The sequence below is a fragment of the Bacillus sp. XT-2 genome, assembly GCF_025696525.1.
Lineage (GTDB): Bacteria > Bacillota > Bacilli > Bacillales > Bacillaceae > Bacillus > Bacillus halotolerans.
On the sequence record NZ_JAHVOC010000008.1, the window covers coordinates 233,849 to 259,612 of the forward strand.

24 protein-coding genes, 1 tRNA gene, 1 rRNA gene and 2 riboswitches are annotated in these 25,764 nt (G+C 43.3%); of the genes, 18 read left to right on the forward strand and 8 right to left on the reverse strand.

Annotated features, from left to right (window positions below):
- The first annotated feature begins 105 nt into the window (after window positions 1-105).
- Genes KXD37_RS19595 through rhaA form a run of 5 tightly spaced genes read left to right on the forward strand, consistent with a single transcriptional unit; the run spans window position 106 to window position 6,092 of the window.
- On the forward strand, window positions 106-2,175 hold the full coding sequence (locus KXD37_RS19595) for a bifunctional aldolase/short-chain dehydrogenase (protein WP_263463698.1): 2,070 nt from the start codon (window positions 106-108) through the stop codon (window positions 2,173-2,175).
- A gap of 57 nt (window positions 2,176-2,232) precedes the next feature.
- Window positions 2,233-3,018 (forward strand): DeoR/GlpR family DNA-binding transcription regulator, encoded by a 786-nt coding sequence (locus tag KXD37_RS19600; protein WP_263463699.1) that lies wholly within the window; start codon window positions 2,233-2,235, stop codon window positions 3,016-3,018.
- A complete protein-coding gene (rhaB, locus tag KXD37_RS19605) occupies window positions 3,015-4,472 on the forward strand; it encodes a rhamnulokinase (RefSeq protein ID WP_127696545.1) in 1,458 nt (485 codons plus the stop codon). Before KXD37_RS19600 ends, rhaB begins: the two co-directional genes overlap by 4 nt.
- 15 nt (window positions 4,473-4,487) lie before the next feature.
- Window positions 4,488-4,802: an L-rhamnose mutarotase gene (gene rhaM, locus KXD37_RS19610; protein WP_059292671.1), complete on the forward strand. Its 315-nt coding sequence runs from the start codon at window positions 4,488-4,490 to the stop codon at window positions 4,800-4,802.
- Window positions 4,803-4,817: 15 nt separating this feature from the next.
- Window positions 4,818-6,092, forward strand: a complete 1,275-nt coding sequence (rhaA, locus tag KXD37_RS19615) for an L-rhamnose isomerase (RefSeq protein ID WP_095713953.1) — start codon at window positions 4,818-4,820, stop codon at window positions 6,090-6,092.
- Between the two features lie 40 nt (window positions 6,093-6,132).
- Here the strand turns inward: rhaA and KXD37_RS19620 are convergent, their stop codons facing one another.
- A complete protein-coding gene (locus KXD37_RS19620; protein WP_127696546.1) occupies window positions 6,133-7,119 on the reverse strand; it encodes a Gfo/Idh/MocA family protein in 987 nt (328 codons plus the stop codon).
- Window positions 7,120-7,299: 180 nt separating this feature from the next.
- Between KXD37_RS19620 and KXD37_RS19625 the strand changes: the two genes are divergently transcribed.
- From KXD37_RS19625 to KXD37_RS19635, 3 genes are all read left to right on the forward strand, one after another.
- Window positions 7,300-8,466 carry an AI-2E family transporter gene (locus tag KXD37_RS19625; protein ID WP_024122625.1) on the forward strand — a complete coding sequence of 389 codons (1,167 nt, stop codon included), beginning with the start codon at window positions 7,300-7,302 and terminating at the stop codon, window positions 8,464-8,466.
- A 91-nt stretch (window positions 8,467-8,557) separates the two neighbouring features.
- Window positions 8,558-9,388 (forward strand): undecaprenyl-diphosphate phosphatase, encoded by an 831-nt coding sequence (locus tag KXD37_RS19630; RefSeq protein ID WP_010331630.1) that lies wholly within the window; start codon window positions 8,558-8,560, stop codon window positions 9,386-9,388.
- Between the two features lie 107 nt (window positions 9,389-9,495).
- Window positions 9,496-9,568: transfer RNA gene (locus KXD37_RS19635), tRNA-Ala, on the forward strand.
- A 204-nt stretch (window positions 9,569-9,772) separates the two neighbouring features.
- Here the strand turns inward: KXD37_RS19635 and KXD37_RS19640 are convergent.
- Window positions 9,773-10,258: a cysteine dioxygenase gene (locus KXD37_RS19640; protein WP_127696593.1), complete on the reverse strand. Its 486-nt coding sequence runs from the start codon at window positions 10,256-10,258 to the stop codon at window positions 9,773-9,775.
- Between the two features lie 539 nt (window positions 10,259-10,797).
- On the opposite strand from KXD37_RS19640, the gene KXD37_RS19645 reads away from it, so the two are divergent.
- From KXD37_RS19645 to KXD37_RS19655, 3 genes are all read left to right on the forward strand, one after another.
- Window positions 10,798-12,360 (forward strand): MFS transporter, encoded by a 1,563-nt coding sequence (locus KXD37_RS19645; protein ID WP_127696594.1) that lies wholly within the window; start codon window positions 10,798-10,800, stop codon window positions 12,358-12,360.
- A 150-nt stretch (window positions 12,361-12,510) separates the two neighbouring features.
- Complete coding sequence (locus KXD37_RS19650) at window positions 12,511-13,359, forward strand: glucosaminidase domain-containing protein (RefSeq protein ID WP_106019453.1); 849 nt, start codon at window positions 12,511-12,513, stop codon at window positions 13,357-13,359.
- A 107-nt stretch (window positions 13,360-13,466) separates the two neighbouring features.
- Window positions 13,467-13,730: a YiaA/YiaB family inner membrane protein gene (locus tag KXD37_RS19655; protein ID WP_024122620.1), complete on the forward strand. Its 264-nt coding sequence runs from the start codon at window positions 13,467-13,469 to the stop codon at window positions 13,728-13,730.
- A 35-nt stretch (window positions 13,731-13,765) separates the two neighbouring features.
- Here KXD37_RS19655 and KXD37_RS19660 read toward each other — a convergent pair whose 3' ends face one another.
- The 4 genes from KXD37_RS19660 to cudC all read right to left on the reverse strand — a co-directional run bounded on the left by KXD37_RS19660 (window position 13,766) and on the right by cudC (window position 17,446).
- Window positions 13,766-15,103 carry a TrkH family potassium uptake protein gene (locus tag KXD37_RS19660; protein ID WP_263463700.1) on the reverse strand — a complete coding sequence of 446 codons (1,338 nt, stop codon included), beginning with the start codon at window positions 15,101-15,103 and terminating at the stop codon, window positions 13,766-13,768.
- A gap of 6 nt (window positions 15,104-15,109) precedes the next feature.
- Window positions 15,110-15,778 carry a potassium channel family protein gene (locus KXD37_RS19665; protein WP_024122619.1) on the reverse strand — a complete coding sequence of 223 codons (669 nt, stop codon included), beginning with the start codon at window positions 15,776-15,778 and terminating at the stop codon, window positions 15,110-15,112.
- A gap of 71 nt (window positions 15,779-15,849) precedes the next feature.
- A riboswitch (cyclic di-AMP (ydaO/yuaA leader) is annotated at window positions 15,850-15,999 on the reverse strand.
- 151 nt (window positions 16,000-16,150) lie between these two features.
- The gene (gene bslA, locus KXD37_RS19670) at window positions 16,151-16,696 is read right to left on the reverse strand and encodes a biofilm surface layer hydrophobin BslA (RefSeq protein WP_101864219.1); all 546 of its coding nucleotides are present in this window, start codon (window positions 16,694-16,696) and stop codon (window positions 16,151-16,153) included.
- A 207-nt stretch (window positions 16,697-16,903) separates the two neighbouring features.
- Window positions 16,904-17,446 carry a choline uptake/conversion transcriptional regulator CudC gene (cudC, locus tag KXD37_RS19675; RefSeq protein ID WP_106019451.1) on the reverse strand — a complete coding sequence of 181 codons (543 nt, stop codon included), beginning with the start codon at window positions 17,444-17,446 and terminating at the stop codon, window positions 16,904-16,906.
- Between the two features lie 199 nt (window positions 17,447-17,645).
- Here cudC and betB point away from each other — a divergent pair, with 199 nt between their 5' ends.
- From betB to KXD37_RS19690, 3 genes are all read left to right on the forward strand, one after another.
- Window positions 17,646-19,118, forward strand: coding sequence for a betaine-aldehyde dehydrogenase (betB, locus tag KXD37_RS19680; RefSeq protein WP_127696595.1), 1,473 nt, complete (start codon window positions 17,646-17,648; stop codon window positions 19,116-19,118).
- A 16-nt stretch (window positions 19,119-19,134) separates the two neighbouring features.
- On the forward strand, window positions 19,135-20,343 hold the full coding sequence (gene gbsB / locus KXD37_RS19685; RefSeq protein ID WP_024122615.1) for a choline dehydrogenase: 1,209 nt from the start codon (window positions 19,135-19,137) through the stop codon (window positions 20,341-20,343).
- 89 nt (window positions 20,344-20,432) lie between these two features.
- Window positions 20,433-21,011: an MOSC domain-containing protein gene (locus KXD37_RS19690; protein ID WP_127696596.1), complete on the forward strand. Its 579-nt coding sequence runs from the start codon at window positions 20,433-20,435 to the stop codon at window positions 21,009-21,011.
- A gap of 5 nt (window positions 21,012-21,016) precedes the next feature.
- Here the strand turns inward: KXD37_RS19690 and KXD37_RS19695 are convergent, their stop codons facing one another.
- A complete protein-coding gene (locus tag KXD37_RS19695) occupies window positions 21,017-21,505 on the reverse strand; it encodes a DinB family protein (protein ID WP_151174470.1) in 489 nt (162 codons plus the stop codon).
- A gap of 166 nt (window positions 21,506-21,671) precedes the next feature.
- Between KXD37_RS19695 and KXD37_RS19700 the strand changes: the two genes are divergently transcribed.
- From KXD37_RS19700 to KXD37_RS19710, 3 genes are read left to right on the forward strand one after another with little or no spacing between them, the layout of a single operon-like run.
- Window positions 21,672-22,196: an NfeD family protein gene (locus tag KXD37_RS19700; protein ID WP_101860056.1), complete on the forward strand. Its 525-nt coding sequence runs from the start codon at window positions 21,672-21,674 to the stop codon at window positions 22,194-22,196.
- A gap of 18 nt (window positions 22,197-22,214) precedes the next feature.
- Complete coding sequence (floT, locus tag KXD37_RS19705) at window positions 22,215-23,744, forward strand: flotillin lipid rafts scaffold protein FloT (RefSeq protein WP_059292679.1); 1,530 nt, start codon at window positions 22,215-22,217, stop codon at window positions 23,742-23,744.
- Between the two features lie 26 nt (window positions 23,745-23,770).
- Window positions 23,771-24,295: a GNAT family N-acetyltransferase gene (locus KXD37_RS19710; RefSeq protein ID WP_151174469.1), complete on the forward strand. Its 525-nt coding sequence runs from the start codon at window positions 23,771-23,773 to the stop codon at window positions 24,293-24,295.
- A gap of 40 nt (window positions 24,296-24,335) precedes the next feature.
- On the opposite strand, the gene thiT is transcribed toward KXD37_RS19710, so the two are convergent.
- Complete coding sequence (gene thiT / locus KXD37_RS19715) at window positions 24,336-24,914, reverse strand: energy-coupled thiamine transporter ThiT (protein WP_044158874.1); 579 nt, start codon at window positions 24,912-24,914, stop codon at window positions 24,336-24,338.
- Between the two features lie 100 nt (window positions 24,915-25,014).
- Window positions 25,015-25,116: riboswitch (TPP riboswitch) on the reverse strand.
- Window positions 25,117-25,587: 471 nt separating this feature from the next.
- Here thiT and KXD37_RS19720 point away from each other — a divergent pair.
- Window positions 25,588-25,764, forward strand: a 16S ribosomal RNA gene (locus KXD37_RS19720); the annotation flags it as partial.

The following is a 25,764-nucleotide window of genomic DNA, read 5'->3' on the forward strand; positions in this document are numbered from 1 at the left end:
TTTGTTTCTTGATAAAAACAAAAATAAACAAAAGGTATTCAAAAACAAACAAACATCATATATAATGAAAGCGGATACAAATAAAAGGGACGGAGGAAGATGAAAATGGTGAAACATGTATGGGAATCAGAACATGCCGCCCAGCTGCCAAAGGGTGTTGAAGAATTGGTGTATCGGTCCAATTTAATCGGAGCAGACCGCACTGTATGCAACTGGGGCGGCGGCAATACGTCGATGAAAACAACGGAGAAGGATTTCAGAGGCCGCGAAACAGAAGTGATGTGGGTAAAAGGAAGCGGCTCAGACTTGGCAACAATGAAAGCGCATAACTTTACCGGCCTGAGATTAGATGACATCCGTCCGCTGATTGAAAGAGACCAGATGTCAGATGAAGAAATGGTAGATTACTTGTCTCATTGTATGATAGACAGCAAACATCCCCGCCCTTCCATTGAAACACTCTTACACGCATTTTTGCCATACAATCATGTTGACCATACCCATCCGGATACAATTATCAGCATTTGCTGCGCTGATAATGGAAAACAAATTGCCGAAGATATTTATGGCAGCCGGTTTGTATGGGTGCCATACGTTCGCCCGGGATTTACTCTGTCTAAAATGATCGCAAACGGCGTGGCAAACAATCCAAATGCCGAGCTTGTCTTAATGGAAAAACACGGCTTAGTCACTTGGGGAGATACGTCAGAGAAGTGTTATGAGAAAACGATCTCCATTATTCAAGAAGCTGAGCAGTACATTCATGAACGCATCAACCAAAAACAGCGATTCGGCGGCAGGCGATACGAGTCACTGCCAGCAGATAAGCGGAAACAAATTCTGGCGGGTATCATGCCTGTTATCCGAGGAGCTGTAAGCGATGAAAAGAAAATGATCCTCTCCTATGACGATCATGAAGAGGTATTAGAATTTGTAAACAGCGTGCAAGCGCCGGAGCTTTCTCAAATTGGCGCTGCGTGTCCGGATCACCTCGTTCATACAAAGCGTGTCCCGCTGTACATTGAATGGAATCCGGAAACGCAAGATGCTCAGGAGCTGGAGGATCTTCTGAAGTCAGGGATCGAGCGCTTCAAAGCAGAGTATCAAGCTTACTTTGCACGCAATCAGCAGGAAGGGGATCAAATCTTTGAATCAGCGCCGCGTGTCATATTGATTCCTGGCATTGGAATGGTCAATACGGGAAAAAGCCTTGCCATGTCAAAAGTTAGCGGTGCTTTATACCAGAGAGCTATTGCTGTAATGAAAGGCTCTGCCTCACTCGGACGATTTGTTTCATTAAACGAAAATGAATCCTATCATGTTGAATACTGGCCGCTGGAATTATATAAACTCACGCTGGCCCCGCCGGAAGCAGAATTTTCTCGAAAAGTAGCATTGATAACAGGTGGCGCCGGCGGAATCGGAAGTGCAGCCTGCCGGCACTTTGCAGCAGAAGGCGGACACGTGATCGCGGCTGACCTGAATGTAGAAGGCGCACAAAAAATTGCCGAGGAAATAAACGAAACGTACGGAGAAGGACGCGCAATGGCTGTCAAAATGGATGTGACAAATGAAGATGAGGTACAGTCTGCCTTTGAACAAGCAGCGCTTACCTACGGCGGCATTGACATTGTCGTTAATAATGCCGGGCTGGCAACATCAAGCCCTTTTGACGAAACAAGTCTAAAAGAATGGAATCTCAATATCAATGTATTGGGAACCGGCTATTTTCTCGTGGCCCGCGAAGCGTTTAAGCAAATGAAACAGCAAAACATAGGCGGAAGCATGGTGTTTGTGGGATCGAAAAACGCTGTCTATGCGGGAAAAAACGCTTCAGCCTACAGTTCGGTAAAAGCACTTGAAACCCATTTGGCTCGATGTATTGCAGCAGAAGGAGGAGAATACGGCATTCGTGTAAACTCAGTTTTGCCTGACGCGGTTCTCCAAGGCTCAGCGATTTGGGGGTCAAGCTGGCGGGAGGAACGGGCTGCGGCATATGGAATAGAGCCGGATCAGCTAGAGGAACATTATCGGAAACGCACAACGCTTTTGGTTAATATTTACCCGCAGGATATTGCCGAATCAATCTCGTTTTTGGCTTCTTCTAAAGCTGAAAAGACGACAGGGTGTATGATTACAGTAGACGGCGGCGTCCCGGCAGCTTTTACGCGTTAGAAGTATGCTATGATTTGGGAAAAGCAAGACGGATATTAATGAGGAAGGACGTTACCGATGTTAATAGCAGAACGGCAGAAAAAAATAGTCGAACTAGTGAATAAGCGTTTAAGCATCCGCGTATCAGAATTGAGTGACATATTTTCTGTCACAGAAGAAACGATTCGGCGGGACCTTGAGAAGCTTGAGAAAGAGCATAAGCTGAGCCGCAGCCACGGAGGTGCGGTCAGCATTCAGCAGCAGGAGTCGGAAATTCATTTTTCTGAACGTGAAATTACAAATGTAATAGAGAAAAAAGCCATTGCTCATGAAGCGGCCAAATATGTAAAAAGCGGTGACCGAATCATTCTCGATGCAAGCACCACCGCTTGGTACATGGCGAAAATACTCCCTGATATTGAGCTCACCGTCATTACAAACTCAATGAAGGCAGCCATTGAACTGAGCAAAAAACAAAAGATATCAGTTATTTCAACAGGCGGTATCTTGCTGACAAAATCATTATCATTTGCGGGACCGTTAGCTGAGCGTTCACTTGAAACCTATCATGTAAATAAAACCTTTCTGTCCTGCCAAGGGTTTGATATGGAACATGGAATGAGCGACTCAAATGAGTGGCAGGCACTGCTTAAAATACGGATGATTGAAAGATCTGATCAGACCATTTTGATGGCCGATTCAAGCAAATGGGGGAACCGCGAGTTTTCACATATCGCCTCTTTGCAGGATGTCAGCTGCATCATTACCGATTCTAGACTTGATCCGGTATCAGTAAAAGCCCTTGAAGAAAAGAATGTGAAAGTGACAGCCGTCCCCTTTCCTAAAGAAAGGGTGAAAGGATGATATATGCTGCTGTTGATATAGGGGCATCAAGCGGGAGAGTCATAATAGGCGAACTCCAGGAAGGAAAGCTTGCAGTACAAGAGATTCACCGATTCGCAAACGGCTTCATGCAAAGAGACGGACATGGCTATTGGGATATTGATCATTTGCTAGAGCAAATCCTGCAAGGGCTGCAAAAGGTGAAAGCCCTTGGCTATGACTGCTGCACCGTCGGCATTGATACATGGGCCGTTGATTACGTCTTGCTGGATGAGAAAGGCAGCCGCTTACGAGAAGTCATATCATACCGGGATAAAAGAACAGAGAACACAATGGAGAAGCTTGCGCAAACGATATCAAAAGAAACAATCTATCAAAAAACAGGCATTCAGTTTCTGCCTTTTAACACAATCTATCAATTATATGAAGAAGACCAGGAGCTGCTGAGAAAAACAGAGCAGATTTTAATGGTGCCGGATTATTTAGGCTATTGCTTAACCGGCAAAGCAGCAGCGGAAATCACAAATGCGTCCACGACACAGCTCTTAAACGCCTTAACCGGAAAGTTTGATCCCGAATTGCTCGAAGCCGTGTCTGTTAAGGAACAGCAATTTCCGCCGCTGACTGAACCGGGACAGGAACTCGGCAAGCTAAGAAATGATTGGTTTCCAGGCTATGATCTGCCGGCTTGCAGGGTGGTTACCGTCGCAACGCATGATACTGCTTCAGCTGTCCTCGCCGCACCAGGCATAAACAATGATTGGGCGTATATCAGCAGCGGAACATGGTCGCTAATCGGAATTGAGAACGAAACGCCGATTATAAATAAACTCGCATTGAAAAACAATTATACCAATGAACGCGGCGCAAACAACACCATTCGTTTCCTGAAAAACATCATTGGCATGTGGATGATACAAGAAGTCCGGAAACAATTACGAGAAGATTACAATTTTCAGCAACTGGCAGAAGAAGCTGGAAAAACAAAACCGTTTCAGCAGTTTATCAACTTAAATGATGATCGTTTTCTGTATCCGCATGACATGATAAAGGAAATACAACATTATTGCAGAGAAACCTTCCAACAGATTCCTCACACCGCAGGCGAACTTGCCTGCTGTATCTACAGCAATTTAGCCATCATCTATGCGATAGCCATCTCAGAACTAGAAACCATTACAGGGAAAAACATTCAACAGCTTCATATTATCGGAGGAGGCGCCCAAAACGACTTCTTAAATCAATTAACCGCTGATATGAGCGGAAAAACGGTATACGCCGGACCTGCTGAGGCGACAGCCATCGGAAATCTGCTGATGCAAATGATTGCTGCCAAAGAAATAAAGGACGTAAACCAGGCCCGCAAGACCGTCAGAAACTCCTTTCCCATTAAAGTGTTTATCCCTAAAGATACTGACAGAAGCGCCATCATTCAGTCCTATCATCAAACTGTTTTGAAAGCGCTATCTAAATAAAAAGAGGTGATCAGCTTGAAAAGAAAAGCGAGTATCATGTTCGTCCATAAAGATAAATTCAAGGAATACAAACAGAGGCATGATGACATTTGGCCAGAAATGGCGGAAGCGCTTAAAGCCCATGGGGCGCATCACTATTCTATTTTTTTAGACGAAGAGACAGGCCGGTTATTTGCTTATTTAGAGATAGAGGATGAGGAAAAGTGGAAGAAGATGGCGGACACAGAGGTGTGCCGCAGATGGTGGAAATCAATGGCGCCATTAATGAAAACAAACGCCGATGACAGTCCCGTTTCAATCGATCTGAAGGAAGTCTTTTATTTCGAATAATAGGGAGAGAGCCGTATGACGATAAAAGCGAATTATGACAGCGCAAAACAAGAATATGAAAAATGGGGAATTGATGTTGAAGCTGTGTTCCGGCAATTGCAGCAAGTTCCGATCTCAATCCACTGCTGGCAGGGTGATGACATTGAAGGGTTTGAAGTGAATAAGGGCGAGCTTTCCGGCGGCATTGACGTCACAGGCAATTATCCCGGAAAAGCGCAAACCCCGGAAGAATTAAGAAGAGATCTGGAGAAAGCTCTGTCTCTCATCCCGGGAAAGCATCGTGTAAACCTGCACGCTATATACGCAGAAACAAACGGAGAAGTTGTAGAACGTGATCAGCTGAAGCCGCATCACTTTGAAAATTGGGTGAAGTGGGCAAAGGGTCTTGGTATCGGATTAGATTTCAATCCGACACTGTTTTCACATGAGAAAGCGGATGACGGGCTTACACTCGCACACCCTGATCCATCCATCCGGGAGTTTTGGATTCATCACTGCATCGCGTGCCGCCGCATCGGAGCTTATTTCGGCAAAGAATTAGGCACGCCTTGCCTGACTAATATTTGGATTCCGGACGGCTATAAGGATATTCCGAGTGACAGGCTGACGCCGCGCAAAAGATTAAAAGAATCATTGGATCGGATATTCCGCGAGGAAATCAGTGAAGATTACAATGTTGATTCGGTCGAGAGCAAGCTGTTCGGACTTGGATCAGAATCATATGTCGTCGGGTCTCATGAGTTTTATTTAGCCTATGCTTTAACGAACCATAAGTTATGCTTGCTCGATACGGGACATTTCCATCCGACAGAAACGGTATCAAACAAGATCTCGGCGATGCTGCTTTACACAGACAAACTTGCCTTGCACGTATCCCGGCCCGTTCGCTGGGACAGTGACCATGTCGTGATGTTAGATGATGAATTGAGAGAAATCGCCCTTGAGATCGTCCGTAATCAGGCATTAGAGAAAGTCGCCATCGGTCTGGATTTTTTCGATGCCAGCATTAACCGTGTCGCCGCTTGGACTATCGGAACGAGAAATATGATGAAAGCTTTAATGTACGCTTTGCTTCTTCCGAATGACCATTTAAAACAATTGCAGGATGAGGGGCGCTTTACAGAAAGGCTGGCGCTGATGGAGGAATTTAAAACCTATCCTTTCGGTGCCATCTGGGATTATTACTGTGAGCAAATGGGAGTGCCGGTAAAAGAGGCTTGGCTTGATGATATCAAAGAATATGAACAAAACGTGCTTTTCAAAAGGCAGGCATCCTCACCGATCGTTTAAAAAAATCCGCCCGCGTGCAACATGCCGCGGGCGGATTTTTTTAGGCTTGATCAGCAGGGTACACAATACCCATCTGTTTTCTTGCTTCCTCCATGATGTTAGCAGTGATCAAGGAGCGTTCATATGTATTTTCTTCAGATTCCTGTTTCTTCTCTTTCACGAGGGAAACAAATTCAGCCGCTTCGTAAAACATTGCCGGTTTAGGATCAGAGAGCGAAATGTTTTCCAGGCGGCCGTCACGATAGCGGATTTCCACTCGTTCAGGACGATGGATCGTATCCAATACTATTGTCCCGTCTTCTCCTTGGATTTCAGCAGGCGCGTAGGAAGTTGAGATTTTAGAATGCATCAGTACGGCCTCAAACCCGTCATATGAGAGAATGACGGTACCTTCTCCATCAACGCCGGACGATAAAGTGTATCCGTTCGCTTTCACGGCTTTCGGCTCTCCAAACAGCACAACGGCAGGGTAAATACAATAGATGCCGATATCCATCAATGAGCCGTTAGACAGCTCAGGCTGAAACGCGTTCAAAACAGTTCCGTTTCTAAACGCATCATACCTTGAAGAGTACTGACAGTAGCTTGCGGTAAATCTGCGGATCGTGCCGATTTTGTGGAAGTGTTTTTTCAGCTCTTTAAAATTAGGCAGGAATGTGGTCTTCATTGCTTCCATGAGGACAACACCATTCGCTCTGGCGGCTGAAATCATCTCTTCTGTTTCTCTGGTATTTGAAGCAAGCGGTTTCTCGCATAGCACATGTTTGCCATGTTTCATAAAGAGGATCGCCTGCTCCTTGTGAAGGGCATTCGGGCTGGCGAGATATACAGCATCAAAGCCATCGCTTGCCGCCATTTCCTGAAGGTCGGAGAAGGTATGTGCAGCCCCATGCCGAGCGGCAAACTCAGCGGCGCGTTCAGGTGTTCTTGAATAAACGGCTGTGAGCCGGAAATCTTCAATTTCTGAAGCTGCTTCTAGAAAGCGGTCTGTAATCCAGTTGGTTCCTACTATTGCAAATCGTATCACGCATATCGCTCCTTTTGTATGATATAGCTAAATTATAGCTTAAAAAGAAGAAAAGCACATGATAGATCAAATCACATTTTTTAGATAAGGAAGTTTTTCCAGCAATTAGCGGTTTTTATTTTTCATTATAGGTACGATAGTGTACAATTTACTTAAACTATGTATGACGGAGGAACGATAGTGGAGACGTTGCAAACATGGAGCGGCAGATTCAAGCGATTCTTCTTGGACAACAAGTTTGTTTTATTTCTGCTTGTTCTGCTGCTGATTGGTTTAAATATTCTCGTATTTACAAAAACATCATTTATTTTCACCCCGATCATTGTTCTGCTCAAAACGATATCGCTTCCGATTATTTTAACAGGCATTGTTTTTTATCTGTTAAACCCTGTCGTTGATTTCCTTGAGAGAAGAAGAATCAGAAGAATCTATTCCATTTTGCTGTTATATCTGTTGATTATCGGGCTGATCACGATCACAATCGTGTCGATTATCCCCTTTTTAAAAGAGCAAATTATGAGTTTGATTGACAACATCCCGAGATATGTGGATGTTGTTGAGAATCAGACAAAAGAACTGATCGGCAGTAACTTTGTCAATCAGGCGCAGCAAACGATGAACATTAATATATCTGATCTCGCGACAAAGGTGTCAGATCAGGCAGCGACGATTGTAAACAGCACCTTTACCGGCGTTGGGAATTTTATCGGCGCCTTAACTGAGATTATCATTTCGATCGTGACAGTTCCATTTATTCTTTTCTATCTGTTAAAGGACGGAAAGAAATTGCCGATCTACATACTGAAGTTTGTGCCGACACAATTAAAAGAGCAGACATACACAGTCTTAAGCGAAATGAATCATCGGCTAAGTTCTTATATCAGAGGACAGATCATTGTCAGCTTCTGCATTGGATTTTTGCTGTTTATCGGCTATTTGATCATCGGACTGGATTACGCTTCGCTACTTGCCGTTATTGCGGCTTGTACAAGCATCGTGCCGTATTTAGGTCCGACAATCGCCATTACGCCTGCGATCATTATCGCTATTGTGACATCGCCTCTGATGCTGCTCAAGCTTGTGATCGTCTGGACAATTGTTCAGCTTATTGAAGGGAAACTGATCTCCCCGCAAATTATGGGGAAAAACCTTCATATCCACCCAATCACCATTATTTTTCTGCTGTTAACCGCCGGCAAGCTGTTTGGTGTTATCGGAATTATTCTTGCGATTCCGGGCTATGCGGTTGCCAAAGTCATTACGACACATTTATTTGACTGGTTTAAAATGCAGTCGCATCTATACGATGAAGAAAAAAATGAAAATGCAAAGAGTCATAAAGCATAAATTTCATTTATAGTTATATAAGACGGGCTTTCCATTTATGGAAGGCTCCCGTTATGTAAAAAATAAATGTCTAATGGGGAGAATTAAAATCATGACTCTATGGGAATTGTTTGTAGCTGCTATTTTAGGAATCGTAGAAGGATTAACAGAGTACGCACCGGTTTCTTCGACAGGACATATGATTATAGTAGACGATATCTGGCTTAAATCAGGCAGTCTCATGTCTGAAGAAGCAGCCAACTCATTTAAAGTTGTCATTCAGCTTGGCTCTATTTTAGCGGTTGCGATCGTGTTTAAAGACAGGATTTTGAACTTGCTTGGCTTGAAAAAAAATATCACGAGTGACCAAGAGCATGGTCACAAATTAAGCATTGCCCAAATCGCAGTAGGGCTTGTGCCTGCCGCGGTTCTCGGCTTTTTGTTTGAGGATTATATTGATGAATATTTATTTTCAGTCCGCACCGTGGCCATTGGCTTAATTGCCGGGGCAGTTTTAATGCTTGCAGCCGATTGGATTAATAAACGGAAAGAAACGACAGACACCCTAGACCGTATTTCATACAAGCAGGCAATCGGCGTCGGTTTATTCCAATGTCTTGCCCTTTGGCCGGGTTTCTCACGCTCCGGCTCAACGATTTCCGGGGGCGTTATTCTCGGGTTGAATCACCGTGCGGCAGCCGATTTCACATTTATTATGGCAATGCCGATTATGATGGGAGCCAGCACCTTAAGCCTAGTGAAACATTGGGACAGCTTAAGCTCCGATTTAATGCCGTTTTTTATCGTCGGCTTTATCTGTGCCTTTGTTGTCGCGCTGTTTGTAGTCCGTTTCTTCCTAAGACTGATTAACAAAATCAAACTCGTTCCGTTTGCAATCTATCGAATCATTCTCGGTGTGATTTTACTTTTGTTTATGATGTAAATCGAAAAATAAGGCTCCGGAAAGGGCCTTGTTTTTTTCTGTCAATTAGAAAGGAACAGCTTGTTTTTCAAAAAAAAATCATCTATAATAAACATGACGTTACATACGGGGCCATAGCTCAGCTGGGAGAGCGCTACGCTGGCAGCGTAGAGGTCAGGGGTTCGAGCCCCCTTGGCTCCATACCTGTAAACCCTTATTCTATAAGGGTTTTTTTGTTTTTAATAGAAAGGGTTCATTCGTTGAACCCTTCTGTTGATCCGAAATCATATGTCCCCAGGAGCATTTCATAAACCAATGATAAGGTCAGATATTCCTTCGTTAGGCTCCTGCGTTTGAAAAATGACATATAACAAACTAATCAAGTAAAGTAGTTCAGGCTATAAATCATGAATTTTCCAATACACCACTTTGTTCTTCAAAGACCGTCATGTCTTCCAAAGGGGGTGAGTAAACATGAAGAGACACCATTCGTTCGGAAGTCGGATTGGACATTTTGTGAATTAAACCTTTGGTTGATATAAGACATTCTCCTTTGTGGACAAAATATGAATTGGAGAGTTCTGCATGATCGCCGGTTGAGCGATAAATAGAATTGAGAAGTTTTCCTTCTAACACCATTGCACAACCAATGGATTGACCATGATCGTGGACTGCTGTCTCCTTGTTTGGGGGAATGTTAATCACGATAATTTCTAATTCATTGTTTCTATAGATGGCATTTCGGCCGTAAGCGTACTGGTCTGGTTCCTTTATATATGGTTGACTCAATTTTGACACGTTTGGAATTTGTGTTAAAGAAGCTGCCAAATCTTTAACCGATGGATTTTTCAAGCCGCTAAAAATTTCTTCGATACACTCATACAGTTCCATTCGTTTTTACCTCCCGGATCATTTAAAATTGCCTGGCATTGGTATTTCGCAGATTAGTTCATGATATTTACCCATAGACAATTTAGAGGCGGCAAACGCCTAGTGAACAAAAAAAATGTGCGGTCAACATGTTGTTCTTATCACCAACTTATTCGGGTTGATTAGTTTGAATTTTGATGAAAACAGTGAATTGAAAGGTGCCGTCATTACCCAAGCGAAGACCGATAGGATTACTTTTAAAACGGCCTGCTTTAAATCGCTTGAGGGAGCAGGCAGGGACTCATAAGTCACGATATCGGGCAAAAGCCGTTCAGGTTTTTGATTTGTGCTTGAAATTTGCGCCATTGACAAAACACAATCGGTTTGGAATAATGTTTGAGTATATGCTCATTTTTTCACATATTATCATAAAATAATATCATTTCCCATGATGGGGAGAGAATCCGAATGAAAGCTAATGGCATGCAAAATCTATTAGCTTCTTTTGTTTTCAAAAAATGATGTGTTTCGTATGTATTCATATAGGAAGGAATGACAACATGAAGACAAAACACTATTGGCTGATTTCTTTGCTCGCTGTTTTAGCGGTCGGGCCGGGATTGATGTCTAACACGGCATTGTCGTCAGTTCAAGGCCTTGTTCAGAAGACGGTTGGAACAAGTGACTTCACATCAGTAAATCCAATATTGATCGGCAATATGGCCTTCGCTTTATTAGTTCCGGCAGGACCGCTGCTAAGGAAAAAATTCGGTGCCCGTCCGATCTATCTGGCTTCATTACCCGTTTTTATACTTGGCTCACTGCTCTTCGCATTTTCAAGCGATATTGCCTGGATGGCGGCAGGACGCTTTTTACAGGGAGCGGCTACAGGTGTCATGCTGATGATTATGATTCCGATGCTAGTCCTGTCATTTCCGATTGACCGGCGGAATTACGCACTACTGGTGCTTATCGGCGGGTTCTATGGCTCTGTTATTATCGGTTCGATTTTAGGAACGATCGCGTTGAGCTACGGTCACTGGAGATGGCTGTTTTTTACCTTTGGCACACTGTCTTTGGTCGGCGTCGCAGTGAGTTATTTCTTTCTCTATGATGAGCATCATGGGGGATCAGAAAAGGAACAGTCATCACTCGACAGAGCAGGGATCATTTTATCTGTATGCGTGGCCGCAGCCTCAGCGTTTACATTCATTTTTCTGCAAAAATGGGGCTTTTCATCAGGTTATGTACGGGCTGGTTTTGGGGTTGCTTTATGTTTGCTCCTCATTCTGTTATTTGTAGAATATAAGGTGAAAAACCCTTTCATCTCTATTAAACAGATGCTGCTGCCTAAACCTGTGCTCGGTTTATTTATCATAGCGGCAGGAACGATTACGGTAGCTGTCAGTCTGGCAGCTTTTCAAGGCTTGCTTCGTCAAATGTATGATATATCCCGAGATCATCTCATTCTTTTAAACATGACTCTATTGATTGGAGTGGCCATAGCAGCTATTGCGAGTGCTCTGTTATATGATAAAGTCGGACCAGGGATGCTGGGGATTATAGGTTCTCTCATTCTCGTTTTTGTGAATGTTCAATGGCTTCATATGCAATATCAATCGTCTCTCTATGTGTTTGCGGCGCTGTTCATCATGCTGGCAGCAGGAACCGGCCTGACGGTCGCAGCAGGACTAATGGGAGCCGCTATGGGCGGCCCGCTTCCTGATCTGGTCAAAAGAATGACAGCTGTTCAGTTTTTAAGATTGTTTGTCTATATGGGTGTGCCTATCCTGATCGGCTATTTCACGAAAAAGGATGCTGCCAGACAAAACGGATCGATGCAGGATTCTATGATGACTGCCTATCATGATCTGTTTTTGATTTCTTTTATCCTGAGCGTGCTGCTCGTTTGTTTATCGTTTTGTATGAACGCCACCGGAATGGGGCACAAGCTGGCTCATAAGCCTCATGATAAAGGAAAATCCGCTCCGGAAAAACCGGCTGTTTCTGCACATGGACTGACAAAGGCTGCCGTAAAATCTCATAAAGTCATACATGATCAAGAATATCGTGATGCGCTCAGACATTTTAAACAGCACAGTCTTACAAAAATAGATACATGATCACTGCCTTTCCCTTGATGGGAAAGGCTTTTTGTGTGTTCTCTCTCAAACTTTATCCCTAAAGAATTGAAAAATATTAGAAGTACAAGTAAAATTCTTAAAGGTAGATTCTTTTACACTCGTAATCTTTTAAATCGAAGGAAGGTTTTCATGGCCCGTAAAAAACTGAAAAAACGTAGACTCTTCATTTCTCTATTTTTCGTTGTATCGATTCCGCTAGCCTTGTTTGTTTTAGCGACAACTCTTTCAAAGCCAATTGAAACATCCAAAGAACCTGAAGAAATTGATGAACAGCAAGTATTTATTGACAGCCTTTCCGGACATGCTCAAATTTTATATGAAAAATATCATGTCCTTCCCAGCATAACGATAGCTCAGGCCATACTCGAATCTGACTGGGGAAACAGCGAGCTTGCCTCTAAAGCCAACAACCTGTTTGGCGTAAAAGGAAATTATAAAGGACATCACGTTACCATGGATACAGATGAATTTGAAAAAGGGGAAAGAAAAACGATTCGCGCGAAATTCCGCAAATACAGCACGTTTTTTGAATCAATGGATGATCACGCCAAATTATTTGTCCAAGGCACATCGTGGAATAAAAAGAAGTATAAGCCGGTGCTTGAAGCTGAGGATTATAAAGAAGCAGCAGGCGCTCTTCAAACATCAGGCTATGCCACAGATCCGGAATATGCTGACAAAATCAGCGCCATTGTGGAAAAGTACGATTTAGATGAATACGATGAGGTGAATCCATCTCTGAAATCTGTGGATTTAAAAGGCTCCATCAAAGACAGCGCCGTTCAAGATGTATGGTCTAAGCCTTCTACTGATGATCAATCCATTAAGCTGACCTCTGCGCAATCTTACGTTGGCAAGGATATAAAGGTTGTATCTAAAAAACAGAAAGGCCAGTCCACATGGTACCAATTCCAAGTCAATAATAAACTGGTCGGCTGGATTGATGACTCAGCTGTTGAAATAAAGGAAGCAACCTGAGCCGTTTTTCCTGGTATTTTTATTTTTTTGTTCCATTCAGGGGAATTTGAGGTATAATATTCCACGGAAGTTATCACTTAATAACTATGCTTCAGGAGGGAACAAAGGTGCAGAAATATAGACGGAGAAACACGGTTGCCTTTACTGTATTAGCTTATTTCACTTTTTTTGCGGGAGTATTTTTGTTTTGTATCGGACTCTATAACGCTGATAATCTCGAACTCAATGAAAAAGGCTACTACATTGCAGTGATGATCCTTGTAGCGGTCGGCGCGATCCTTACACAAAAAGTGACGCGTGATAACGCAGAAGATAATGATATCATCGCGGAGCAGGAAAAAAGACAAAGTCAATCTCATATTGAATCATAAAAAATCCGGCATGTAATATGCCGGATTTTTTTACATTACCCAGTAAACACCTCACCGTCAGGGTAACGAATATTTGATTTTTCTGTTTTAGCAAATGAAAAAACAAACGTCAACGGACCGATTCTTCCGATGAACATAATCGCAATAATGATACATTTCCCCGCTGTTGTCAGTTCGGGTGTCAGCCCCATTGTCAGTCCGACCGTTCCGAAAGCTGAAAAAGTTTCAAAAACAACCTGTATAAACGGCGCTTGTTCTGTAATGGTCAAGGCGAAAATCCCTATAAAGACGATGAACAAACTGATAACACTGACTGCTAAGGCCTTAATAATGATCGGATATTTTATGGTCCGGCGGAAAATAACAGTTTCTTTATGCCCTCTTAAATAAGCGATGACAGACATCAAAATCACAAGAAAAGTAGTCAGCTTAATACCGCTCGCCGTTGAAGCGCTGCCCGCTCCGATAAACATCAACAGCAGGACCAATACAATGGTGCCTTCTCTCATGCTGCCAAAATCCACAGAGTTGAAGCCCGCGGTTCTCGGCGTCACTGCCTGAAAATACGAAGCCCACAGTTTATCTGGCAAATGCAAGGAACCAAGCGTGCCGGGGTTGCTGTACTCTAAAATAAAGATAATCAGTGTGGCAGCAATATTCAAAACGAACGTTCCCGCTAGCATCAGTTTTGTATGTAATGAAAAGGCTTTGAAACGCCGATTTTTCAGGATGTCAAATAGCACCGTAAACCCGATGCCCCCTGTGATAAATAAGATAGTAATGACAAGATTGACTGCAGGATCACCAACGTAGCTCATTAAATTATCCGGCCATAAAGAAAAACCGGCATTGTTAAAAGCCGATATTGCATGAAACACGCTGGCAAACAATCCGAATGCCCAGCCATACTGGGGCACAAGCCGGATGGATAAGATCAGGGCGGCGATCAATTCGATACTGATTGAAAATAGAAACAGGACTTTGACAAGGCCTATCACGCCGCCGATTGTCGGCTGGTTTAAGGCTTCCCGGACCAGCATTCGTTCTTTCAATCCGATTTTTTTTCCTAAAATCATGACGATCAGAACAGCAAATGTCATAAAGCCAAGCCCGCCGACTTGAATCAGACCCATGATGACAGTTTGCCCGAACACCGTAAATTCTGTCCCAGTGTCAACAACTGCAAGCCCGGTAACAGTTGTAGCAGAAGCCGCTGTAAAAAGGGCATCTATCCATGACAACGGCTTCGCAGTAGAAATCGGGAGCTTTAACAAAAGAGAGCCAATAATAATAGTAAGAAAAAAACCAATCGCAAGCACTTGCGGGGGAGAAAAACGAACCCACTTGATTACAGTTTCCTTATGAAGTCCCACCTTTGTCTACATCCCTTCGTTTTCGAAGCGTTTAATATCCTTTTTGTGACCCATCATCACCAGGCAGTCTTGTTCGTAAATCACCTCTTCCGGTGCAGGAGAAAGGCGAACATCTCCATTATGTTTAATTGCCAGGATGGTACATCCGTACTTCGCTCTAACATTCAGATCATGAATGGATTTGGAATTCAGCTTTCGTGTTGCCAGCAGCTCAACAATACTGTAATCATCAGATAAGTCGATATAATTCAAGACATTTTCATCAGAGAGACTTTGTGCGATTTTGACGCCCATATCCTTTTCCGGATGAATAATGCGGTCGGCGCCGATTTTTTCCAGCACCTTATGGTGATAATAATTTTGAGCTTTCACCCAAATATTTGGAATGTGAAGCTCTTTTAATAGCAAAGTGGTCAGTGTGCTGGCTTGAATATTAGCCCCTATAGCCACGACCACATATTCAAAATTACGAATTCCCAGTGAAAGCAATTCGTTTTCTTCAGTGGCATTGGCAATGACCGCATGGGTTGCGTAGGAAGCGAAGGCATTGACCTTTTCTTCGTTAATATCAATAGCAAGGACCTCATGGCCCATTCTGTGCAGCTCTTTGCAAATGCTTCCGCCGAACCGTCCAAGCCCGATTACTGCAAATTGCTTGTTTTTTATTCTTCCCAATGTTCAAGACTCCCTTAATAAAATTAGCGTTTTGAAGTAAAAAAGACCATTACAAAGAATGGTCAAAATAGACCTCCTCTCTGTATACGCCTACGAGGTTAGCTGTCGGATTAGGGATTCAGAGTACCCCTTCTTACTAAGTAAGATTCACCCCAAGGCCGTTTTGTGAAACAGCCAATCATTGGTTTCCCCGTTCGTGTTTGATTAAGCGGTAAAAGAGACTTTATGAAATTGAACACTCAAGAATTTACTCCTGTTTCTAGTGTTTGTCAATTTAAATTTAATACAAGTGAAAAGGTAACTGGAAATAGAGGGAAAAGGGAGAGGAAAAGGAGTCAAAAAAAAGACCGGCGTTAAGCCGGCCCTCTGTGATTATTTACAGCCGCATGGCTGAGTCGGAGGTGTGCTGCGCTTAGCCACTTCGATGCTGGCTTCCGCGTAAAATTTATTTCCGATGCTCAGTGATTTGTTCTCTGCACGGAAAGTATATGTACCAGCGGCAGGAAGCGTTTTGTTATTCAGTTTTAACTTGAATTCACCAGCGCCTAATAAATCAAGAGCCAGAGGTACCCTTACTGTTTTACCGTTATTGAGGATCTGTGTTTCGCGCAATGCATTTCCGTTCATCGTATCTTTTGTATTTGCTGTAAATCCGCTTGGCAATGTAAATTCCATCACGCCAAGGCTGAGAAGCGTGTTTGGACGGTATGTCAATTCGATATCAGAGAAAGACCATTCTGTTTTGCTCGCTCCTTTAATTGTTGCAAACAATGAAGCTGTTGATTGGGCTCTCATCGTAGACTCAGTATGAGCAGAAGATGACTTAGATTCAGCTGCAAAAGAAGCTGAAGGTGCAGAAACGAGTAAACCGAGACTTAATACACTGATGGCCAAAGAAGATAATAACTTGCGTTTCATAACAAAAATTCCCCCTAATAAGTGATAAAGATTAAAGGCCTGCCTCTGCTTTCCACCTCCTCTTAAAGGCCAAATACAAATTTTACCTACATAAAATTACCATCAAATAAAATGGAAGTAAATGGGGTGTTTTTCCCGTATTTTTCAAATTTGTAGTAAATATAGCGGAAAAACAAAAAAACGTCCGGTTTTCCAGACGTTTTTCGATTATTTTGTTTCAATTGGTATAAATTTAAAGATCTCTCCGCTCTGCACCGATTCAGCGAGACGTTTCAGCCAATCGTAGTAGGCTTTAGAACTTTCCAGCTGCTCGTATAAACGCTGCGCTTCATTCTTCGTTTCCTCATTGAGTTCTTCCTTATGCAATATCTCTTGTAAATCAGCCTGAGCCTCCTCAATTGCTGATACATTCACCTGAACTTCCCGTTCCCATTTTGGCGGAAAGAAATTTGTGAAAAATTTAAAGAAATCTTTTTCGGCTACAAATGTGTGCTTACGGATGCCTCGGTGAAATGTCTTTTTCACGACATTTAAATCCTGAAGCTTTTTGACACCTGTGCTCATGCTGGGCTTGCTCATTTGCAGCTCCTCCCGCATTTCGTCAAGCGTCATCTCGTCCCGCATGTACATCGTTCCATATAATATCCCGACACTTCGGGTAATTCCGTAAAGATCCATTGTTTCAGCAATGGAGTCAATAACAAGATCCCGTGCCTGTTCTATAGCTGCAAATTCTGGATTTTCATCCATACTGACCCTCTTTTCCTTTAGAAAATTAAATTTGTTAAGTCATTTCTTTATGTTCTTTATCTTAACGAAACCTAGAGAAAAGTCAAAATGAAAATCACAATTAGGGCTTTGACAGTTTAAAAACCATATGTTAGATTAAGGTTGTTAAAAACATTAAATTTTTATTTAACAAACTTTATTTTCGTCAAGGAGGACTTAGATGAGTCAAACATTATACATTGACGGTGAATGGATCAGTGCCGAAAAAGGGCAGGTCCGCAGTATTATTAATCCATTTAATCAAGAAGAAATTGCAACAGTTAGCGAGGGCGGACGTGAGGATGCCGTTAAAGCAATCGCTGCTGCACGAAGAGCTTTTGACGCAGGAGAGTGGCCTTCTCTTTCAGGGCTTGAACGCGGAAAAATAGTTCTGAAAATTGCGGAATTAATCAGACGCGATCTAGACGAGCTGGCTGAGCTCGAATCCCTTGATACAGGAAAAACACTTGAGGAAAGCAAAGCCGATATGGACGATATCGCCAATGTTTTTCAGTATTATGCTGGTCTGGCAGATAAAGATGGAGGAGAGATCATCTCATCTCCAATCCCTGATTCAGAAAGCAAAATCATCAGAGAGCCAATTGGCGTATGCGGGCAAATCACGCCGTGGAATTATCCGCTTCTGCAAGCAAGCTGGAAAATCGCCCCGGCTTTAGCGGCAGGCAATACAATTGTCATGAAGCCGAGTGAGATCACACCGCTGACGACAATGAAAGTCTTTAAGCTGATGGAGGAAGCCGGGGTTCCAAAAGGTGTCGCAAACCTTGTGTTGGGACCGGGCGCCACAGTGGGTGACGAGCTTGCTGTAAACAAAGATGTTGACTTAATTTCGTTTACAGGCGGAATTGAAACAGGCAAAAAAATCATGCGGGCGGCAAGCGGCAACGTTAAAAAAATTGCGCTTGAGCTTGGAGGGAAAAATCCAAATATCATCTTCAAAGACGCAGACCTGGAAGTCGCGGTTGATCAGGCGCTAAACGCCGTATTTTTCCACGCCGGCCAAGTATGCTCCGCCGGGTCCCGACTGCTTGTAGAAGAAGATATTCATGACCAATTTTTAGCAGAGCTTGTCAAACGGGCGAAACGCATTAAACTCGGAAACGGTTTTCACGAAGAGACAGAAAGCGGTCCGCTTATCTCCGCGGAGCACAGAGCAAAGGTTGAAAAATATGTAGAGATCGGACTGGAAGAAGGTGCAAAACTGGAGACTGGCGGCAAACGTCCGGAAGATCCAGCACTTCAAAACGGTTTTTTCTATGAACCTACCATTTTCTCAAACTGTAAATCTGACATGAGAATTGTTCAGGAAGAAGTATTTGGGCCAGTATTAACAGTCGAAACATTCAGTTCTGAGGAAGAAGTAATCTCACTGGCGAATGATACGATTTACGGATTGGCCGGAGCTGTATGGTCGAAAGATATTGAAAAGTGTGAACGTGTAGCAGCCCGTTTGAGAATGGGGACGGTTTGGATTAACGATTTCCATCCGTACTTTGCGCAGGCGCCATGGGGCGGCTATAAGCAATCCGGATTCGGACGGGAACTTGGAAAAATAGGGCTTGAAGAGTATACAGAAGTCAAACATGTCTATCGCAACACAAAACCGGCAGCGGTTAATTGGTTCAATTCATAAGAGGGGGAGATTGATTATGACATTAAATATGAAAGTAGAAAGCATGCATAAATTTCACACATTTGAAATTCCGACTGTGATTAAGCACGGAATTGGCGCTATCAACCACGTAGGAAAAGAAGTAGCTGGACTGGGTGTTTCAAAAGCATTGCTTGTTACAGACCCTGGAATTTATAAAGCCGGCGTCGCAGATCCTGTCATCGAGTCATTAAAAGGGGCAGGCATTGAAGTGGTGCTCTTTAATAAAGTTGAGCCAAACCCTCCTGTACGGCTTGTAAATGAAGGTTCTGAGCTTTACAAAAAAGAGAACTGCAACGGCTTGGTGGCAGTCGGAGGCGGAAGCTCCATGGACACAGCGAAGGCCATTGGAGTAGAAGCGACTCACGAGGGAAGCGTACTTGATTATGAAGCCGCTGAAGGAAAGAAACCGCTGGAGAACCGCATTCCTCCGCTTACGACAATTCCGACAACCGCTGGAACAGGCTCAGAGGTAACGCAATGGGCGGTTATTACAGATGAAGAAAGAGAATTCAAATTTAACACAGGCGGTCCGCTGATTGCCGCGCATTTGACTGTGATTGACCCAGAGCTTCACGTCTCAATGCCGCCGCACGTAACAGCAATGACGGGGATTGATGCTCTTGCTCACGCCATTGAGTGCTACACAATGAAATTTGCGCAGCCGATTACAGACGCAGTGGCGTTGATGGCGATTGAATATGCCGCTCACTACATTAAGAGAGCATTTGCTGATGGAGAAGATCTCGAAGCCAGATACGGAATGGCGCAAGCTGCTATGCTTGCCGGTCTTTCTTACGGCAGTGAATCAGCGGGTGCTGCTCACGCCATGAGCCAAACACTCGGCGGTATCATCCCGGTCGCTCACGGCCAATGTGTAGCGGCAATGATGGGCCCTGTTATGGAATACAACTGGAAGGGCTATCCGGAGAAATTTGCCCGTATCGCAAAAGCGTTCGGCATTGATACAAGCAATATGACAACAGAAGAAGCTGCAAAAGCATCTGTCAACTGGATGTACGATCTTGTGAAAGAGTTAGAAGTACCGACTTTAGAAGAACAAGGGGTATCGCCGGACATGATCGAGCGCTTGTCAAAAGAAGCAATGAAAGATCCGCAAACCTTCGGAAATCCTAGAGATTTAAATGAGAAAGCATATAACTGGATCTACAAACGCTGCTTTAATCTTACGCCAAAAACTGTATAATGCGATGATCCCGCTCCTTTACAGAGCGGGATTTTTTTGGATAATTGAACATAAGTGACAATCCTAGAGATGAAGGACGGTGCAAGCTTATGTGGAAACGCATGACCGCAAAAACGGAAGGCTTATATGTTGCAGATACAGAAAGCTTTATAACAAAACAAATGGACAAGCTCGATTTTGATTATGGCGGCATTCCCGGCGACTTACATTTCGGCCTGACAAAAAAAGCTGGGGCCCGAGAGCCAATGTTTTCAAGAGGAACAGAAATTTTTAACCGCAGACAAATTTCAATTGTTTCAACAGAAGAATGTGACGAAATTGCTTTGAAAATGGGAGTCCCGAGTATTTTTCCCGAATGGCTCGGTGCAAATGTTGCAATTAGCGGTATACCTGATTTCACAACATTAAAAGAAGGAAGCCGGATTATATTTCCGAGCGGCGCCGCTTTACTGTGTGAGGGAGAAAATGATCCGTGTATCCAGCCGGGTGAAGTCATCCAGTCTTATTATCCGGACAAGCCAAAGCTTGCACCGGCTTTTGTCCGCCATGCGTTGGGGATAAGGGGCATTGTATGTATTGTCGAGAGACCCGGTGCCGTGTATGCGGGTGACGAAATAATCGTTTATTCATACCAGCGGAACATCAAACAAAAAGCAGAAAGAGTCTGAATAAATCAGACTCTTTCTATTTTCTCTTTAATTTCTTTGATCTGGCTGAGGTGGCGTTTTTCGTGATGGCCGATAAATTCGATCCATTGTCTGACGGTCAGCTCTTGAAACAAGGGATGCGGCAATACTCTCTCAAAATCTTCTTCTTTAAGAGAGGCAATAACAGCTGTCAGCTGCTCCCTTACAACATCAAGCTCCCGTTTCATTTGGCTGCCTGAAATAAAATCATGATCCGGTTCAAGATGGGCCGGCGCTTTCCGTTTATTGCTTCTATCCTGTGCGGCCGTAAGCGGTTTTTCCTCAATCTCCTTAACAGGCGCTTCTTTTACTCGTTCTTTCAGCATGTTTTGGGCGGTCATATCAATTTTCTTCAAATGATCAAGAACTTCCCGTATACTCCATTCATTAGAAGAAGGCTTCTTATTCAGCTTTTCATCGGAAAGTCCTTTTACTTCATTCCATGTTTCTAATCTGGCTTCATTAAAGATACTCATCATATCTCCTCCTGAAAAAACATTACCATATATAAGAGCATTTATCATTTATAAAGTGCTTCGTGGGGAACAATTATCGAAAAATTTTGAAACCTTTTCCTCTGTATCTCGTATAAAAGGTAACGACGGCCGTCGTTAAAGTAGCAGCTTAGAAAGGATGAGAAAATTGGAGTTATACGGTATTCCTGTTCAAACGATTTACCTTTACACCCTTATCATAGCCGGAAGCCTCACGCTGCTATTTTTATTTTTCGGAGATGTGTTTGAAGGGCTGTCCGAAGCTATTCCGTTTTTACACCCGACATTGGTGCTCTCATTTTTCACATTTTTCTCCGCATCTGGATATATAGGCGAAACAGTTTTCCCCCTCTCCAGCCTGATTATTGCTCTAATATCCTGTCTTCTTTCGGTGCTGCTGGTGATATTGCTCCATTTATTTGTGCTTGTCCCTTTATCATCGGCAGAAGAATCATTGACTTATCGGGAAGATGATCTTAGAGGCAGACTCGGAAAAGTCATAACCGCTGTTCCGGTTGATGGATTTGGAGAAGTACTGATTGAAGGGATAGGCGGTACGATTTCAAAATCAGCGATCAGCTTTGAAAATGAACAGATCAGTTACGGAACAGTCGTTTTAGTTGTGGATGTCAAAAACGGAGTTCTTTCAGTTACTCCGCATGAACCTTTATAAAACAAGGAGGAATGTCATATGACAATGCCGATTATCATCGTCATCGCAGTTGTATTCTTTTTACTCATCGCACTTATAGCGGTATTTATTACAAAATATCGTACGGCAGGGCCTGATGAAGCGTTAATTGTTACAGGAAGTTATCTTGGAAATAAAAATGTTCACGTTGATGAGGGAGGCAACCGCCTGAAGATTGTTCGCGGAGGAGGAACCTTTGTTCTTCCGGTTTTTCAGCAGGCTGAGCCGCTAAGTCTGTTATCAAGCAAACTCGATGTATCGACACCTGAAGTGTATACCGAGCAAGGTGTGCCTGTAATGGCAGACGGAACTGCAATTATTAAAATCGGCGGCTCTATTGGAGAAATCGCCACAGCAGCCGAACAATTTTTAGGAAAGTCAAAAGAAGACCGTGAGCAGGAGGCCCGTGAGGTACTGGAAGGCCACCTCCGTTCCATTCTCGGGTCTATGACAGTAGAAGAAATTTATAAAAACCGCGAAAAATTCTCTCAAGAAGTGCAGCGTGTCGCTTCACAGGATCTTGCGAAGATGGGTCTTGTGATTGTCTCCTTTACCATTAAAGATGTCCGTGATAAAAACGGCTATCTTGAATCACTAGGTAAACCGAGAATTGCGCAGGTAAAACGTGATGCTGACATTGCAACCGCAGAGGCCGATAAAGAAACAAGAATTAAGAGGGCGGAAGCCGATAAAGAAGCCAAAAAATCAGAGCTTGAACGAGCGACGGAAATTGCCGAAGCTGAAAAAATCAATCAGCTTAAAATGGCTGAATACCGGCGAGATCAAGATACAGCAAAAGCCAACGCTGACCAGGCATACGATTTGGAAACAGCCAAAGCACGCCAGCAGGTGACTGAGCAGGAAATGCAGGTCAAGATTATAGAACGCCAAAAACAAATTGAATTAGAAGAAAAAGAAATTCTCCGCCGTGAACGCCAGTATGATTCTGAAGTGAAGAAAAAAGCCGATGCAGACCGCTATTCAGTTGAGCAATCTGCCGCTGCTGAAAAAGCCAAACAGCTAGCCCAAGCCGATGCCAAGAAATACAGCATAGAAGCGATGGCGAAGGCTGAAGCTGAAAGGGTCAGAATTGACGGCCTTGCAAAAGCAGAAGCTGAAAAAGCAAAAGGTGAGACAGAGGCCGAGGTTATTCGCTTAAAAGGTCTTGCTGAAGCGGAAGCGAAAGAAAAAATTGCCGCTGCCTTTGAGCAGTACGGTCAGGCTGCGATTTTCGATATGATTGTCAAAATGCTTCCGGAATACGCGAAACAGGTATCAGCACCGCTTTCAAATATTGATAAGATCACCGTTGTTGATACAGGAGGAAACGGTGATTCAAGCGGCGCCAACAAAGTCACAAGCTATGCGACAAATTTAATGTCCAGTCTGCAAGAAAGCTTAAAAGCGTCTTCGGGAATCGACGTAAAAGAAATGATTGAGAACTTTTCAGGAAAAGGCAACATCAAACAGAGCATCAACGAACTGACAAATGAATTAAAAGAAACAAAACCTGTTCAAAAATCTGAATAACCATTGCGGAAAGGATTAGAGAATGAATGGTGACTATAAGAGAAGCACGACTAGATGATATAAAGGCAATCGCAAAAGTGCATGTTGACAGCTGGGTGACAACATACAGCGGCATTGTCTCCGCTGAATACTTAAATGGTTTGAACTACAAGGATTTTGAATCCAAATGGAAAAGCCGTTCATTAAAGGGGGTCTTTGTAGCAGAAGATGAAGAAGGTTCAGTATTCGGCTTTGCATCTTTTGGTCCAATTCGTTCAGAGCAGAAAGGCTATGACGGAGAGTTGTATGCCATTTACCTTTTAGAAGAAAAACAGCGGCAAGGTGCAGGCAGAGCGCTTTTGACAAAGGGAACAGATTTTTTGCTTGATCATGGCTTTACGAGCATGTTTGTTTGGGTCGTAGAAGAGAATCCTTCGATTAATTTTTATCATTCGTTTTCACCTGAAAGAGCAGCCGAGGATAGTTTTGAAATCGCAGGAGAAAGCATGAAAGAAATAGGATTCGGCTGGCCGGATCTTGCTTCATTAAAAAATCTGCTTAACGGAAGATAAAAAACAACCCCCAGCGGAACGGCCGCTGGGGGTTGTTAGATTAAGCTTTTTCAGTTTTCAGCAAGCGCGGAGCTGTCATGAACAATAAACAAAGGACAATCGCACAGATGATGAATGACGGAACCATATAAGTAGCATTATAAGTTAATGAGTAAATCCATACCGGCGTCCCTTTTGGTGCAAAGCTGCCGAAAAATACAGCCCCTGAAATCACGTGTGCAGCATAACGCAGAAAACTTCCGATAAAAACTGCGCAAATAATTGATACGATCAATTTCCCTTTTGCTTTTGATAAGGCTGATTTGCGGACAGCGGAAGCGAAAAAGCCGCTTATGCCGACAGCAGCGAACGCTGCAATGTAATCAAGCAACAGCTGAACAGGGTGCTGAAGAAATAGATTTCCGATCGCAATTTGAACGAGACCTGTCAATAGACCGGTTGTAAGCCCCGCTTTAACTCCCCAGCGAAAAGAAATCAAAAAAATCGGAATCATCATGATGGATACCGACCCTCCTTGAGGCATACGGAGGAACATTCCGGAAACGATGTCTAAAATGACAGCAGCAGCAGTCATGATTGCAATTTCAATAAGACGTACCAGTTGTCTTGATTGAGCCATAAAAATCCCCTTCCATCGATAGACAATCCAAAAGGACAACAAAAAAGCAGCACGCGGAAGGATGAGGAAAGTTCCACGCACTGCTTTACAATCTGCAATTCATTTGACTTTGCCACATCCCTACGCCAGCGTTAACTAACAGGTTCAAAGGGTCAGAACGAAACCGCTCACTCTCAGCTTTTATGCTCCCCTTGTGGTCATCGGATATTTAGTTCGTTTCTACTATACAAGAAAAAGGTTAAAACAACAAGATGACATTGCCTGTAGTAAATGTTCTTTAATAGATAAATGTTTTATAAAGCATTACAAGTTAGATAGAATAAAGATGATTACAGTTTTATTGTTTTATAGATTTTTTTAAAAAACTATTGCAATAAATAATTATAGGTGTTATATTATTTAACGTCGCTAATGAACAGCAGACAAAACAAGAAGCTTTAAACAACTTTTAAAAAAGTTGTTGACAATTAAGAAGCTGAGTGTTATATTAGTAAAGCTGCTTCATTGAGAGCGGTGATGATCTTTGAAAACTAAACAAGACAAAACGTACCTGTTAATTCAAGTTTTATTATAAATCGCACAGCAATGTGCGTAGTCAGTCAAACTGAGGTCTGCACGATGCAGATCACGCAGATGTTGCCACAGGATGTGGTGAACTTAATCTGCGATCCATTTATCGGAGAGTTTGATCCTGGCTCAGGACGAACGCTGGCGGCGTGCCTAATACATGCAAGTCGAGCGGACAGATGGGAGCTTGCTCCCTGATGTTAGCGGCGGACGGGTGAGTAACACGTGGGTAACCTGCCTGTAAGACTGGGATAACTCCGGGAAACCGGGGCTAATACCGGAT

Coding starts and splice junctions, on each gene's coding strand:
- rhaA (WP_095713953.1), top strand. CDS start 4,818: ATGACGATAAAAGCGAATTATGACAGCGCAAAACAAGAATATGAAAAA.
- KXD37_RS19690 (WP_127696596.1), top strand. CDS start 20,433: ATGTGGAAACGCATGACCGCAAAAACGGAAGGCTTATATGTTGCAGAT.
- KXD37_RS19600 (WP_263463699.1), top strand. CDS start 2,233: ATGTTAATAGCAGAACGGCAGAAAAAAATAGTCGAACTAGTGAATAAG.
- KXD37_RS19640 (WP_127696593.1), bottom strand. CDS start 10,258: ATGGAACTGTATGAGTGTATCGAAGAAATTTTTAGCGGCTTGAAAAAT.
- KXD37_RS19710 (WP_151174469.1), top strand. CDS start 23,771: ATGGTGACTATAAGAGAAGCACGACTAGATGATATAAAGGCAATCGCA.
- cudC (WP_106019451.1), bottom strand. CDS start 17,446: ATGGATGAAAATCCAGAATTTGCAGCTATAGAACAGGCACGGGATCTT.
- betB (WP_127696595.1), top strand. CDS start 17,646: ATGAGTCAAACATTATACATTGACGGTGAATGGATCAGTGCCGAAAAA.
- gbsB (WP_024122615.1), top strand. CDS start 19,135: ATGACATTAAATATGAAAGTAGAAAGCATGCATAAATTTCACACATTT.
- KXD37_RS19650 (WP_106019453.1), top strand. CDS start 12,511: ATGGCCCGTAAAAAACTGAAAAAACGTAGACTCTTCATTTCTCTATTT.
- bslA (WP_101864219.1), bottom strand. CDS start 16,696: ATGAAACGCAAGTTATTATCTTCTTTGGCCATCAGTGTATTAAGTCTC.
- thiT (WP_044158874.1), bottom strand. CDS start 24,914: ATGGCTCAATCAAGACAACTGGTACGTCTTATTGAAATTGCAATCATG.
- rhaB (WP_127696545.1), top strand. CDS start 3,015: ATGATATATGCTGCTGTTGATATAGGGGCATCAAGCGGGAGAGTCATA.
- KXD37_RS19645 (WP_127696594.1), top strand. CDS start 10,798: ATGAAGACAAAACACTATTGGCTGATTTCTTTGCTCGCTGTTTTAGCG.
- KXD37_RS19595 (WP_263463698.1), top strand. CDS start 106: ATGGTGAAACATGTATGGGAATCAGAACATGCCGCCCAGCTGCCAAAG.
- KXD37_RS19695 (WP_151174470.1), bottom strand. CDS start 21,505: ATGAGTATCTTTAATGAAGCCAGATTAGAAACATGGAATGAAGTAAAA.
- floT (WP_059292679.1), top strand. CDS start 22,215: ATGACAATGCCGATTATCATCGTCATCGCAGTTGTATTCTTTTTACTC.
- KXD37_RS19630 (WP_010331630.1), top strand. CDS start 8,558: ATGACTCTATGGGAATTGTTTGTAGCTGCTATTTTAGGAATCGTAGAA.